Raw genomic sequence first — 12799 nt, 5'->3', positions numbered from 1 at the left:
GGCGGTGGCGGCGGCAATTTCGAGGATTCCGACGATCCCTACGACCAGGCGGTTGCGGTGGTGCTGCGCGACGGCAAGGCCTCGACCAGCTACATCCAGCGCCGGCTCGGCATCGGCTACAACCGCGCCGCCTCGATCATCGAGAAGATGGAGAAGGAAGGTATTGTCGGCCCGGCCAACCATGCCGGAAAACGCGAGATTCTGGTGCCGACGGAGGACGACAAGTTCTGATCCGACCGGCAAGACGTCGGCGGGCGGCAACTATGACCCTTCTGGCGCGTTTGCAACGACCACGCGCTGTTAGGCCGCCAAATTTAAGCCCAACTGGGGGGCCAAACACTGCGACAACAGATAAACCAGACGAGAGTGACCGGCATGAAAAACTCCTCTTTCGCCACGATCAGCGATTTTGCCCCGACCCGCCGCCAGCTGCTTGGCCTCGGCCTAGTCCTGGCAGGTGCTGCGGCCATCAACGTCGTTCCCGGGGTCCAGTTGCTGGCGTCGGCGCAAGCGGCGGTGCCACCCACCGCGCAGAAGATCGCCGACCATTTTTCCTCGGTCAAATCGATGACCGGCGAATTCGTACAGTTCGGACCCAAGGGCGAGCAGACCGGCGGCAAGTTCTTTCTGGAACGGCCGGGCAAGATTCGCTTCAACTATGACGGGGCGTCGAATTTCAGGGTGATTTCCGACGGCAAGTCGGTGGTCATCCTCAACAAACGGCTGAAAACGTCCGATCTCTACCCACTGTCGAAGACGCCACTCAAGCTGCTGCTCGACACCAAGATCGACCTCTCCGGCGGCCGCGTCAAAAGCGTCAAGGAAGAGAACGACGTCACCACAATTCAACTCGCCGACAAATCGGTGTTCGGCAGTTCGAAGATCACCATGATGTTCGATCCGAAAACCTACGAATTGCGCCAATGGACGATCACCGATGCGCAAGGCAAGGACACGACGGTGATGATCTTCAACGTCAGGGAAGGCGTGAGCTTCGCCCCCGACACGTTTGCCATCGACTATACCGCGAACCGCGAGCTGAACACCAAGTCGCGGTAGGGTCCGCTGTTATTCAAGTGAGGCCGGCCTGCGAATGGCGGTTTCCTGCGCTTACTACAGCGCCGCGCGCCTTCTTGGGCGCGCAAAGGACGCTGTAGAAATCTGATTTTGCGCATGACCTTTCCGAAATCAAATTCGATTTCGGAACCATGCGCGGGCTCACGTACTTTAAGTACGCTCCGCTCCGGTTTTCGGAATTCGCCATTCTCGACTCGGCCTGACCTGAATCTCAGCGAATCCTGGTGCCAGCCCGGGCCGCGCTTCGGCTTGTTTTTGGCGCGCGCGGCTGGCAGGTTCCGGCCCGACTCTTTCATGCGCGCATGACTCGCCAGTGGCGTTCACCTCCGGCGGCCATACGCTGTCCCGGATCCCGTGCATGCCCTTTTCCATCGCCACCTGGAACATCAATTCCGTCCGCTTGCGCATGCCGATCGTCGAACGCCTGCTTGTCGAACAGGCACCGGACGTGCTCTGCCTGCAGGAAACCAAAGTTCCCGACGAACTGTTTCCCGAGAAGGCCTTTCGCAAGCTCGGCTACGAGCATATCGCCTTCCACGGCCAGAAGGGCTATCACGGCGTGGCGACGGTGGCGCGCCGGCCGATCGCGATTGTCGAAAAGCGCCGCTTCTGCGAGATCGAGGACTGCCGGCATCTGTCGGTCACCGTGCGGGCCGGCGGCAGGGCGATCCTGCTGCACAATTTCTACGTTCCGGCCGGCGGCGACGAGCCCGATCCGATCATCAACCGCAAGTTCAAGCACAAGCTCGATTTCGTCGCCGAAATGAACGCCATCCGTGCCGAGCACGACGACGTGTCCGGCTCAGTCCTGGTCGGCGACCTCAACATCGCGCCGCTCGAGCACGATGTCTGGTCGCACAAGCAGCTCCTGAAGGTGGTCAGCCATACGCCGGTCGAGACGGAAAGTTTTGAGGCGATGCGGCTCGCCGGCGACTGGGTCGACCTGATGCGGCTCAACGTGCCTTATGAGCAGAAGCTCTACACCTGGTGGAGCTATCGCGCGCAGGATTGGGAAGCGTCGGATCGCGGCCGGCGGCTCGACCATGTCTGGTCGTCGCCAAACCTGGTGCCGAGCTTTGCCGGCTACGAGATCCTGCGGCCGGCGCGCGGCTGGGAACGGCCGTCGGATCATGTGCCGGTCATAGCGCGGTTCGACCTGGATTAGGTGTATCGATATTCAGATGAGGCCGGCCTGCGAATGGTGGTTTCCTGCGCTTACTACAGTGCCGCGCGCCTTCTTGGGCGCGCAAAGGACGCTGTAGAACTCTGATTTTGCGCATGACCTTTCCGAAATCAAATTCGATTTCGGAACCATGCGCGGCTCACGTACCCAAAAGTACGCCCCGCTCCGGTTCTCGGATCCCACCATTCTCGGCTCGGCCTGATCTGAATCTCGATACACCTCAGCCTTGCCGCCCTGGTTCGATAGCTTTCACGAGTCATTGGTTGCGAGAGCGAGTTGAAAAGCATCCGGGTTCAGTTGTCGAAACGCGGCGCCAACTCCTCGATGCGGCGGATCATTGCCAGAAAATCCTCGGAGATGCGCTGGTGCAGATGGACGGCGATATCGGGATATTCCTCCAGGATGCGGTGGAACATCTTGCGGCTGAGCCGCAGCACTTCCGAATCGATCTCGGCGGATGCGCTGGTCAGCCGGTTGGTGTCGGCGATCAGCGCCAGTTCGCTCAGCATCGTACCGGGGCCGGCCGTGCCTATCGGGACGCGGGGGCCATCCTGCTCGCGATACAGCACGATGCGCCCGCTGACGACGATATAGGCGCAATCGGCCTCGTCGTCCTCGCGGTAAAGCTTGTGGTCGGCCTGCAGCTTGGTGGTTTCCGCGCCAAAGGCAAGCAGACGCAACTGTTCCTCCGTGAAGCCCTCGAAGAGCCTCACGGCGGACAGGATGCGGATGTCGTCATCCAACGCCATCTAGCTGTGTCCCCGAACGCTCAGTCCAATCCCTCCCTTACAGCGCCGAGCCTCCCTTTGGACGCGCAAAGGACGCTCTAAACGCTTTGAAATCGACGCACAGTGCTTTCCAAAAAATCGATTCCGATTTTTGGTCCGATGCGTCAGCGAGTTCGATCCAGAACCACCTCCAGTCTCAGGATCGTACCCGAAAGCGGCCCCTGCCCCGACCGCTGATTGAATGATTAAATGTTTAAGGAACCAGCTTGTAGCCGCCGCTTTCTGTCACAAGAATTTCTGCGTTAGAAGGATCGCGCTCGATCTTCTGGCGCAGCCGATAGACATGGGTTTCCAGCGTGTGCGTGGTGACGCCGGAATTGTAGCCCCAGACTTCCTCGAGCAGCACATCTCGCGTCACCACCTTCTGGTCGGCGCGGTAGAGATACTTGATGATCGAGGCTTCCTTTTCGGTCAGCCGCACCTTGGCGCCGCGCTGGTCGATCAGAAGCTTCTGGCTGGGCTTGAAAGTGTAGGGGCCGACCGAAAAGGTGGCGTCTTCGCTCTGCTCATGCTGGCGAAGCTGGGCACGGATGCGGGCCAGGAGAACCGCGAAGCGGAACGGCTTGACCACATAGTCGTTGGCGCCGGCTTCGAGGCCGAGAATGGTGTCGGAATCGGTGTCGTGTCCCGTCAGCATGATGATGGGCGACTTATAGCCGCCCTTGCGCAGTATCTTCACTGCCTCGCGGCCATCCATATCGGGGAGGCCGACATCCATGATGAGCAGGTCGATGAGGCCGCCGCGGGCCGTGGCGACACCTTTGGCGGCAGTTGATTCCTGCAGGACGTCGAATTCCTCATAGAGAGACAATTGCTCGACGAGCGTGCCGCGCAGGTCGTCATCGTCATCGACGATCAGAATGGTGCGTGAAGTCATGGATCAATCCGTTGTTTTGAAAAGAAAATTCAGTTGACCGCTGCCTGTTTATGCGGAAGCTGACCGACACAACAGCCGATCACAATGATTTGTTCCGTGGCACGATCATACAAGAAAAAACGCGCGTGCAATGAGGCGAGCGCATTTTTGCGAAAAGGGCTTCGTGTTCTCACGGTGCGCGCCAGGCCCGGCCACGCCAGCCAGGGGCTGCTGCAGGCTGGCAAACTGGTGTTTTCATGTGCGCTGGGACGCGGCGGCATATCGGCCGGCAAACGCGAAGGCGATGGCGCCACGCCGCTTGGGTCGATGCGGGTCCTGTCGGGATATTTCCGTAACGATCATTTTTCCGGCGGCCGCAAAACCCGGCTGGCGATGACGCCGATCGGTCGCGATCTCGGCTGGTGCGAAGTGCCTGAGGACCGCAACTACAACCGTCCGGTCAAGATCCCCTATGGCGCCAGCCACGAGCGGATGCTGCGCACCGACCGGCTCTATGATGCCTGCCTGGTGCTCGACTGGAACATTTCGCCGCGTCGCCGCGGGCGCGGCAGCGCCATCTTCTTTCATCTGGCGCGCCCCGGCTTCACGCCGACGCAAGGCTGCGTCGCGGTGACGGCGCGCACGATGGCCCGGCTATTGCCGCTGCTGTCGGACCGCACGGTGATGAAGGTGGTGAGGTAGGGGAATAGGGAATAGGGGAAAAGAAAGTGTCAGTAGAGTGCGCAGGCGCGCCGCCTACCTTTAGCTCCCCTACTCCCCTACGTCCGCGGCCTCTGCCAGCCGATGTCGAGCAGACCCAATCGGCCGAGTTCCCGGTCCATCGCGCGCGCGACATCCTTGCGTTCGGCGCCGATGTCGCGCAATTGGCGGTCCGGAAGATCCTCGACTTTCTCATGCGGGAGGTTGACCGCAATCTTGGCGTGGCGGAGCCATTCGAGCACTGGACGCAGCCAGATCGGCTTGGCGGCTGCAGGCCTCAAAACGATGTAGGACATGACACGGTCCCTTTCATCCGGACTTCAAATCCGGTTTGATGTTGTTTCGATGGTCACATCATGACGGATTGAAATCAAAGTGGGAAACGAGTAGTTTTTTCCTAATCATCAAATTTTATTTGAGGATCAGGTACGATGGTTCGCACCAGCTTCACGCCACTGTGATGGCTCGCCTGCTGCCGGGAACCCGTGCACTGAGGACGCTGGAGGCGGCGGCCCGGCACCTCAATTTCACCCGCGCCGCAGATGAGCTCGGCCTGACGCCGGCTGCGGTCAGCCACCAGATCAAGGAAATCGAGGATCAGCTCGGCATCGTGCTGTTCACGCGCACCAGCCGCACGATCCGGCTGACGGAGGCGGGCGCGGTGCTGTTCGAGGCGTCGACCGACGCGCTCGACCTGCTTGGCCGGGCCGTCTCGCGGGCGTACAAGATGGCGCGCGGAACGGCGCTGCTGAAAGTGACCCTCGACGCCCAGTTCGCGACAAAATGGCTAATGCGGCGCGTCGACGATTTTCGCAAGCAGCGGCCGGGCATCGAGCTCCGCTTCGACATTGCCTCCGAATTGCGCGATTTCGACCTGGACGACGTCGATGTCGGCATCCGATTCGGCGCGGGAAAATATCCGGGCCTTTGCACCCACCGCCTGTTCGACAACATCATCACCCCTGTGTGCAGCCCCAGCCTGCTGGCCTCGGGCCCGCCGCTGCGCGAGCCGCGCGATCTCTTCCATCACACGCTCGCTCATATCGAGTGGGCGCGACAAGGCGTGACGTGGCCGAATTGGCGCATGTGGATGGCGGCGGCCGGCGTCGACGATTTCGACGACAGCCGGACGATCGTGTTCGGCACCTCGACCGACGCCGTTCAGGCCGCGCTCGACGGCAATGCCGTCGCGCTCGCCGATTTTGCCATGGTGGCAAACGATCTTTCCGAGGGCCGGCTGATCCGGCCCTTCGAACTTGGCATCAGGGTTCCGCCCGACTTCGCCTATCATCTGGTCTATCCCATCGGATCGGCCAACGACGCCAGGATCAAGGCGTTCAGGGATTGGCTCCTGAACGAAGTTCACAACCCGCAGCCGGACCCGACGCCTGGTTGAGCTTTAGGTCGCTCTGAGTGATCAGCCGGCGGTCGTCGACCTAGAACCGCTCTATCTCTTTGTTTTTGCGCAATTCCGGACGGAAAACCGTTCACACTTTTCCTGGAATTGCTCTATTCGTGGCGGCAGGGTCAGCTCGCGACGTCTGCTCCGAACCAGCCGATCACCGCGCCGATGATGAGCAGCACGCCGAGCCAGTGGCCGCAGTCTATGATGGTCAGATCCCAGCCGAACCCTTCGTAGCGATGATTGACGGATAACGTCGTGGCGACGAATCCGAGCCAGAGAACGAAGCCGAAGACGAGCCCGGCAACGAGGCTCGGTTCGCCACCGGTCATTGCTCCGATAATCAGGGACATGACGAACGCCATGACAAGTTCCGCGACGAAGCTGATGACGAAGGGCAACGGCGATTTACTCATGGTCGCCGGATCAAGCCTGGCGGCCTTGAGCCACGGCTTGCTCAGGCCCATGTACCATGCAGCGCCGAACAACCACGCCACCACGGCGGCGACGATCACCGCCAGCCAGTTCACTGCTGAAAAATCCATGATTCCCTCCCCGAAAGCATGTCGCCCAAAAGTGCCCAGCGGTTTTGGGACAACCACATGCGTACTCCCAAAATCGATGCGTGATGGAACCCCCGTTCGGCGATGCCGTCAAGCAAACCGCCAGACGGTCGTGCGCTTGACCAGGGCGTCTTCCAGCGCCCGGGTTACCGCCACTTCATAGACGGCAAGCGGCTCCAGTCCTGCTTGCGGCATATAGGAACGGCCGGGATCGCCGACGATAATGTCGGCGCCGCGCGCCTTCAGCGTCGCGAACCATGGCATCAGCCGGTCGGCGAAGGATTTGTCGTAGAAGACGTCGCCGGCCAGAACCACATCCCAGCCCGCATCGGCTCCGATGCAGTCCGAGCCGAGGAACTCTATCCCGACATCATTGGCCTCGGCGTTGAGGCGGATCGCGGTCGCGCAGAACGGGTCGATGTCGGCGGCGATCACCTCTGCCGCGCCGGCCTTGGCCGCGGCAATGGCGACAAGGCCGGAACCGGAGGCAAAGTCGAGCACGCGCTTGCCCTGCACATCAGACGGATTGTTGAGGATATAGCGGGCAAGGCCTTGGCCGCCGGCCCAGGCGAAAGCCCAGAAGGGCGGCGGCAGGCCGATTTCGGCCAGTTCGTCCTCGGTCCGCTGCCACAGATCATGCGCTTCGTCGGCCAGATGCAGCAGGATCTCCGGCACATGCGGCGGCGCCATCAGCGCCGTGTTGTCGAGGATGAAGCTTTTCGCGCTGTTTGGCGTCAGCGCCGTCACGGAGCCGGCGTCAGGCCACCCATGCGGCAGACCTCTTTCCATTCGGCCGGCGTCACCGGCTGCACGGAAAGCCGTCCGAGCCGGACCAGTGCCATCTCGGCAAGCTTGGGATTGGCCTTGACCTGTTCCAGCGTCACCGGCTTCGGCACATCCTTGACGGCGCGGATATCGACGCATTCCCAGCGCGGATCGTCGGTAGTCGTGTCCTGATGCGCCAGCGCGCAGACCTCGGCGATGCCGACCACATCGAGCCCGTCATTGGAGTGGTAGAAGAAGCCGAGGTCGCCGATCTGCATCGCCTTCATATTGTTGCGCGCCGCATAATTGCGCACGCCGTCCCATTGCGTGCCGGCCTTGCCCTTCGCCTTCAGCGCTTCGAAGGAGAAGACCGACGGCTCCGATTTGAACAGCCAATAGTTCATTGTTTTTGCTCCTCCTGGCGGCTGGAGATCAGCTACAGCGCCGCGCGTCTTTCAGACGCGCAAAGGACGCTGTAGCGCACTTTAATTTTGCGCATGATCCTTTCCGAAAATCGATTCCGATTTTCGGGGTCATGCGCTCGCCGGCTTGTTGAAGGTCCAATTCCATTGCCGGATTTCGACGCTTTCGAACAACCCGGCTTTGGCGTAGGGGTCTGCCGACGACAGCGCTTGTGCTGCGGCCAGATCGGGCGCCTCGACCACGACGAGGCTGCCGTTCGGCTTGCCGTCGGCGTCGAGGAACGGACCGGCGAAAGCCAGCTTCTTCTCGCCGTTCAATCCTTCCAGGAAGGCAACATGCTCGGGCCGCGTATCGAGCCGCACCTGCAGGTTTCCAGGCTTGTCCTTGCAAATCAACGCAAACAGCATCTTCCATCTCCGGATTGTTCGAATTACACGTCGGTTTCGGTCTTCAGCGGCCTTGTCATCAGCGCCGACACAGCCTGGCGGATGGTGATCGTGCCGTCCAGTATGGCGGCGACGGCGGTGATGATCGGCGCGTCGATCTTGCGCTCGGCGGCAATGCGGGCGGCGATCGCCGCCGTCGGCACGCCTTCGGCCAATGGCAGGCCGGCAAGTGGCTTGCCTTGTCCCAGCGCCAGCCCGTAGGCGAAATTACGCGACTGGGCGGACGAGCAGGTGAGCAGCAGGTCGCCGAGGCCGGAAAGTCCCATCAGCGTTTCCGGCCTGGCGCCGAAGACAGCACCGATGCGGCGCAATTCGACGAAGCCGCGCGTCACCATGGCGGCCTGAGCGCTGGCGCCGAGCCCGGCGCCGGTGACGGCGCCGGCGGCAATGGCGAAGACGTTCTTCAGCGCGCCGCCGATCTCGACGCCGATGAGATCGTCGCTCGAATAGCAGCGCAGGTTTTGCGCCGAGAAGCGGGCGGCCAGGTCGGCCGCCAGATCCTCGCCGCGGGCGGCGACCACCACGGCCGTCGGCAGGCCTCTGGCGACGTCGGTGGCGAAGCTTGGGCCGGACAGGGCGGCGACCGGATTTTCAGGCAGGATCTCTCTAGCGATGGCCGACAGCAGCGCGCCGGTGTCGCGCTCGATGCCCTTGGCGCAGAGAACCAGCGGGGCGCCTTTCGGCATATGGGTTTTCGCGGTGGCCAGCATGGCGCGAAGCGACTGCGCCGGCGCCACCGCCAGAACGCAGTCGGCGCCGTCGAGCGCGGCCTCGATGTCGCTCGTTGCCACGATGCCGGGCTGGAGCGCGATGCCCGGCAGATAGCGCGGATTTTCGCCACGGTCGATCGCGGCGACGGTCTCCGGGTCGCGCGCATAGAGGCGGACGAAATGACCGGCTCGCAGCATGGCCAGCGCCAGCGCCGTGCCCCAGGCACCGCCGCCGAGCACGGCAATGCGCCAACCGCTTGGCGCCTTGTGCCCGCTACCGGTCATGCCTTGGCTCCGCGCCGGCCCGAGCCGACCATCGGGGTTGAGATACTGTCCAGCGGCCAGCGCGAGCGCGGCACGAAATCGGCGGCGTTCTCACCCGCGATGCCGACGCGCAGCCGTTCGATGCCGGCCCAGGCGATCATCGCCGCATTGTCGGTGCAGAGTTTGAGCGGCGGTGCGACGAAAGCAAAGCCGGCTTTCTCGCATAGGGCTTCGAGTGTCGCCTTGATCGTCCGGTTGGCAGCGACGCCGCCGGCGACGACGAGCGCAGGCTTTATCTCGCGTGGAAACTCCTGACGGAATCGGTTCAGCGCCCTCGAAACACGATCGTCCAGCGCATCCGCCACCGCCGCCTGGAACGAGGCGCAGATGTCGGCGACGTCCTGGTCGCTCAACGGGGCAATGGCCGTTGCTGCCTGGCGCACGGCGGTCTTCAGCCCGGAAAAGGAGAAATCGGGCTGCGCCGATCCCTTCATCGGCCGCGGGAAGGCGAAGCGTGCGGCGTCGCCGGTCGCCGCCGCCTCCTCGACATTCGGCCCGCCGGGGTAGGGCAGGCCGAGCATCTTGGCCGTCTTGTCGAAGGCTTCGCCGAGCGCATCGTCGATGGTTGTCGCCCAGCGCTGATAGTCGCCAACGCCACGCACCGCGACGATCTGCGTGTGGCCGCCGGACACCAGCAGCAACAGGTAGGGAAAATCGAGCCCGTCGGTCAGCCGCGCGGTCAGCGCGTGGCCTTCGAGATGGTTGATGGCGATCAGCGGCTTGTTCGCCGCGGCGGCGATCGCCTTGGCCGTCATCAGCCCGACGATCAGCCCGCCGACCAGGCCGGGGCCGGCAGTCGCGGCAATCGCGTCGATGTCGGCGAGTTCGACGCCTGAATCGGCGAGCGCTGCCTCGATGATGCCGTCCAGCGCCTCGACATGGGCGCGCGCGGCGATTTCCGGCACGACGCCGCCGAAGGCGGCATGCTCCTCGATCTGGCTAAGCACGATATCGGACAGGATTTCCGGCGCGCCGCCGCCGTCCAGCGCCACCACGCTCGCGGCGGTCTCGTCGCAACTCGTCTCAATGCCCAGAACGCGGATCAATTCGTCGCTATCCCCTAGAGATTGTGCAACCAGTCTTTCCCCGTTAGGAGGAAGCTCGGAAAACGGCCTCAATCTGCCGGGGGTTATCACGGACGGCGCGCCATGCAAACAACCTTGAAAATCGGAACACGCGGCAGCCCGCTGGCGCTGGCGCAGGCGCATGAAACGCAGGCGCGACTGATGGCCGCGCACGGCATGCCGGTTGAGGCATTTGAAGTGGTCGTCATCTCGACCAGCGGCGACCGCATCCAGGACCGGCCGCTGTCGGAAGCCGGCGGCAAGGGCCTGTTCACCAAGGAGATCGAGGAAGCGCTGCTGGCGCGCCGTATCGACATCGCCGTGCATTCGTCGAAGGACATGCCGACGGTGTTGCCCGACGGGCTGGAACTGTCCGCCTTCCTGCCACGCGAGGACGCCCGCGACGCTTTCGTCGGCAAGGCGGCGAAAACGATCGCCGGATTGCCGCACGGCGCAAAGGTCGGTTCGTCGTCGCTGCGGCGCCAGGCGCTGATCCGGCGGATGCGGCCGGACCTCGATGTGGTGATGTTCCGCGGCAATGTGCAGACGCGGCTGCGCAAGCTCGACGAGGGCGTTGCCGACGGCACCATCCTTGCCTATGCCGGGCTGAAGCGGCTCGGGCTCGAAAATGTCATCACCGACCTGATGCCGCTCGACACCTTTCCGCCGGCGCCGGGGCAGGGCGCGATCTGCATCGAAAGTCGCATCGGCGACCTCGATGTGGAAAAGATGCTGACGGCAATCCATGACGTCCCGACCGGACAGGCGCTGGCCTGCGAACGCGCTTTCCTGGCAGCGCTCGACGGGTCGTGCCGCACGCCGATCGCCGGCCATGCGACGATATCGGGCGGAACGGTTTTCTTTGCCGGCCTGATAATCTCGCCGGACGGTACGCAGTCCCATGAGGTCAAGGCGGAAGGCCCGGTGCAGGATGCCGCCCAGATCGGCGAGGATGCCGCCAGGACCGTACGGGCCAAGGCCGGCGAAAAATTCTTCGACGGCTGGGCCTGACATGGTTCGTGTCCTGGTGACGAGGCCGGAACCGGGCGCCTCGCGCACGGCGCAGCGGCTTTTGGACCAGGGTTTTCAGCCGATCCTGCTGCCATTGACCGAAACGGTCGCTCTGCCGGTCGATGCGGACGGGGTCGCAAACAATGCCGTGGCCGTTGCCGTCACCAGCGCCAATGCCGTGCGCCACGCGCCGAAGGAAATCATCGCAGCGCTCGCCAGCTTGCCCTGCTATGCCGTCGGGAAAAGGACCGCGGAAGCGGCCCACACTGCGGGATTCTTCTCGGTCGGCGAAGGCCCCGGCGATGCCCAGGCGCTGGCGGATGCGCTTGCCGGCGGCTACGCCGGACAGACCATCGTCTATCTGTGCGGGCGCGTGCGGTTTTCGGGTTTCGAGCAGCGGCTGCAGATGGCAGGCGTTCACGTCCGCACCGTCGAGACCTATGATACCGTCGCGCTGGACTATTGCGACGAAGCCGTTCTTGCGCGCTTGTCCGGCCTGCCGGTCGAGGCGGTGCTGCTCTATTCGGCCAACGCGGCCAAAGCGATGCAGGCACTGTCCGGCCGGCCGGCGCTGCTTGGCGTTTTTGAGAGGACAGTTTTTTTCGCTTTGTCGGCGCGCATTGCCGCGGCGTTGGACGATGTCGCCGGCGGCAGGATCCGGATAGCGCCTGAGCCCAGCGAAGATGCGCTGCTGGGCCTTTTGCAGGCGCGGCGCTGACCGGCGCCTGCCGCTGCTGCCTGCCCGTCCCGGGCGTCAGCGCTGGGGCGACTGCCTGGATCGGCATGTTTGTTCTTGCTTTGTGCCGGCAGCTGTGCTAAGAAAATGCTTGTCGTGCCCATTCGCGCCGACGACCCGCCGCCGAGGCGGGTTTTTTGTTTCTGATCTCCCTGAAGCGCAGACACGGCCCCTGCGGCGTTTTTGCCAAAACTGACCTCGAAGCCACGGACGTCATCACGCCGCCCCTTTTCACCGCTCGGTGATGTGCTAGACCCTTTCTGAACCATCCCGAAGCGAATTTTGCGGAGCCCAAGCATGGTCAAGACGCCGAAGATGCGGCATTCGAAAAGCCGTCGTGAGCCGGTGACCATCGAGCTAGAACCCGGCGCCGTCTCGCGCGTTGCCGACGAGGATGCCGCCAACGGGCGGACCGACGAGGCGAAGGCGGAGGAAGCGGCAAACGCGTCGCAGCCGGAAGCGCCTGATGAACCTGTGCATGCCGATCAGACCGACATCGAGCCGTGGGAACATGCCGACGCGGCCCCGCCGGCCGGCTCGGAAGAGCCGGCAGAGGGCGGCGCCAAAGGTGCCGAAGGACCCAAACCGACTTATCCGGCCGGCTCGGAGGCGTCGGCGAACCGGGCCTTCGACTACAGTTTCGACGACGCATCCGCCAAAGCCAGCGGGACGGGGACCAGCAGCGGGACCGATGAAGCGCCGAAAGAAACCCAGACAGGGAATGAATACAT

General features: G+C 63.2%; 16 protein-coding genes and 1 pseudogene. 8 read left to right on the top strand and 9 right to left on the bottom strand.

Annotated elements, in window-relative coordinates:
- From EOA78_RS32480 to EOA78_RS32465, 3 genes are all read left to right on the top strand, one after another.
- The coding region (locus tag EOA78_RS32480) for a DNA translocase FtsK (RefSeq protein ID WP_164748526.1) at window positions 1–231 on the top strand (231 nt) is incomplete at its 5' end.
- 144 nt (window positions 232–375) lie between these two features.
- On the top strand, window positions 376–1059 hold the full coding sequence (locus EOA78_RS32475; RefSeq protein WP_127319509.1) for an outer membrane lipoprotein carrier protein LolA: 684 nt from the start codon (window positions 376–378) through the stop codon (window positions 1057–1059).
- Window positions 1060–1435: 376 nt separating this feature from the next.
- A complete protein-coding gene (locus tag EOA78_RS32465) occupies window positions 1436–2242 on the top strand; it encodes an exodeoxyribonuclease III (protein ID WP_127319505.1) in 807 nt (268 codons plus the stop codon).
- Between the two features lie 311 nt (window positions 2243–2553).
- On the opposite strand, the gene EOA78_RS32460 is transcribed toward EOA78_RS32465, so the two are convergent.
- Window positions 2554–3009 (bottom strand): cyclic nucleotide-binding domain-containing protein, encoded by a 456-nt coding sequence (locus EOA78_RS32460; RefSeq protein WP_127319503.1) that lies wholly within the window; start codon window positions 3007–3009, stop codon window positions 2554–2556.
- A 232-nt stretch (window positions 3010–3241) separates the two neighbouring features.
- The gene (locus EOA78_RS32455) at window positions 3242–3925 is read right to left on the bottom strand and encodes a response regulator transcription factor (protein ID WP_127319501.1); all 684 of its coding nucleotides are present in this window, start codon (window positions 3923–3925) and stop codon (window positions 3242–3244) included.
- A gap of 84 nt (window positions 3926–4009) precedes the next feature.
- On the opposite strand from EOA78_RS32455, the gene EOA78_RS32450 reads away from it, so the two are divergent.
- Window positions 4010–4606 (top strand): L,D-transpeptidase, encoded by a 597-nt coding sequence (locus EOA78_RS32450; protein WP_127319499.1) that lies wholly within the window; start codon window positions 4010–4012, stop codon window positions 4604–4606.
- 77 nt (window positions 4607–4683) lie between these two features.
- Here the strand turns inward: EOA78_RS32450 and EOA78_RS32445 are convergent, their stop codons facing one another.
- Complete coding sequence (locus tag EOA78_RS32445) at window positions 4684–4920, bottom strand: hypothetical protein (protein ID WP_127319497.1); 237 nt, start codon at window positions 4918–4920, stop codon at window positions 4684–4686.
- Window positions 4921–5084: 164 nt separating this feature from the next.
- Between EOA78_RS32445 and gcvA the strand changes: the two genes are divergently transcribed.
- Window positions 5085–6020, top strand: coding sequence for a transcriptional regulator GcvA (gene gcvA, locus EOA78_RS32440; RefSeq protein ID WP_127319495.1), 936 nt, complete (start codon window positions 5085–5087; stop codon window positions 6018–6020).
- A gap of 131 nt (window positions 6021–6151) precedes the next feature.
- Here the strand turns inward: gcvA and EOA78_RS32435 are convergent, their stop codons facing one another.
- The 6 genes from EOA78_RS32435 to tsaD all read right to left on the bottom strand — a co-directional run bounded on the left by EOA78_RS32435 (window position 6152) and on the right by tsaD (window position 10300).
- Window positions 6152–6571, bottom strand: coding sequence for a DUF1761 domain-containing protein (locus EOA78_RS32435; protein ID WP_127319513.1), 420 nt, complete (start codon window positions 6569–6571; stop codon window positions 6152–6154).
- Window positions 6572–6679: 108 nt separating this feature from the next.
- Window positions 6680–7336, bottom strand: a complete 657-nt coding sequence (locus tag EOA78_RS32430) for a methyltransferase (protein WP_127319511.1) — start codon at window positions 7334–7336, stop codon at window positions 6680–6682.
- Window positions 7333–7758 carry an EVE domain-containing protein gene (locus EOA78_RS32425; RefSeq protein ID WP_127288235.1) on the bottom strand — a complete coding sequence of 142 codons (426 nt, stop codon included), beginning with the start codon at window positions 7756–7758 and terminating at the stop codon, window positions 7333–7335. Before EOA78_RS32425 ends, EOA78_RS32430 begins: the two co-directional genes overlap by 4 nt.
- Before the next feature lie 129 nt (window positions 7759–7887).
- The gene (locus tag EOA78_RS32420) at window positions 7888–8184 is read right to left on the bottom strand and encodes a YciI-like protein (RefSeq protein ID WP_127319493.1); all 297 of its coding nucleotides are present in this window, start codon (window positions 8182–8184) and stop codon (window positions 7888–7890) included.
- Window positions 8185–8207: 23 nt separating this feature from the next.
- Window positions 8208–9218, bottom strand: coding sequence for an NAD(P)H-dependent glycerol-3-phosphate dehydrogenase (locus tag EOA78_RS32415; RefSeq protein WP_127319491.1), 1011 nt, complete (start codon window positions 9216–9218; stop codon window positions 8208–8210).
- Window positions 9215–10300 (bottom strand): tRNA (adenosine(37)-N6)-threonylcarbamoyltransferase complex transferase subunit TsaD, encoded by a 1086-nt coding sequence (tsaD, locus tag EOA78_RS32410; protein ID WP_206533545.1) that lies wholly within the window; start codon window positions 10298–10300, stop codon window positions 9215–9217. Before tsaD ends, EOA78_RS32415 begins: the two co-directional genes overlap by 4 nt.
- A 105-nt stretch (window positions 10301–10405) precedes the next feature.
- Between tsaD and hemC the strand changes: the two genes are divergently transcribed.
- The 3 genes and pseudogenes from hemC to EOA78_RS32395 form a co-directional block, all read left to right on the top strand.
- Window positions 10406–11332, top strand: a complete 927-nt coding sequence (gene hemC, locus EOA78_RS32405; protein ID WP_127319487.1) for a hydroxymethylbilane synthase — start codon at window positions 10406–10408, stop codon at window positions 11330–11332.
- A gap of 1 nt (window position 11333) precedes the next feature.
- Complete coding sequence (locus tag EOA78_RS32400) at window positions 11334–12050, top strand: uroporphyrinogen-III synthase (protein ID WP_127319485.1); 717 nt, start codon at window positions 11334–11336, stop codon at window positions 12048–12050.
- A 315-nt stretch (window positions 12051–12365) separates the two neighbouring features.
- Window positions 12366–12799, top strand: a pseudogene (locus EOA78_RS32395) (phage tail protein); the annotation flags it as partial.

The organism is Mesorhizobium sp. M5C.F.Cr.IN.023.01.1.1, assembly GCF_003997585.1.
GTDB classification, from domain to species: Bacteria; Pseudomonadota; Alphaproteobacteria; order Rhizobiales; family Rhizobiaceae; genus Mesorhizobium; species Mesorhizobium wenxiniae.
Note: the sequence above shows the minus strand (reverse complement) of the source record. Positions and strands in the feature narration are given on the sequence as shown.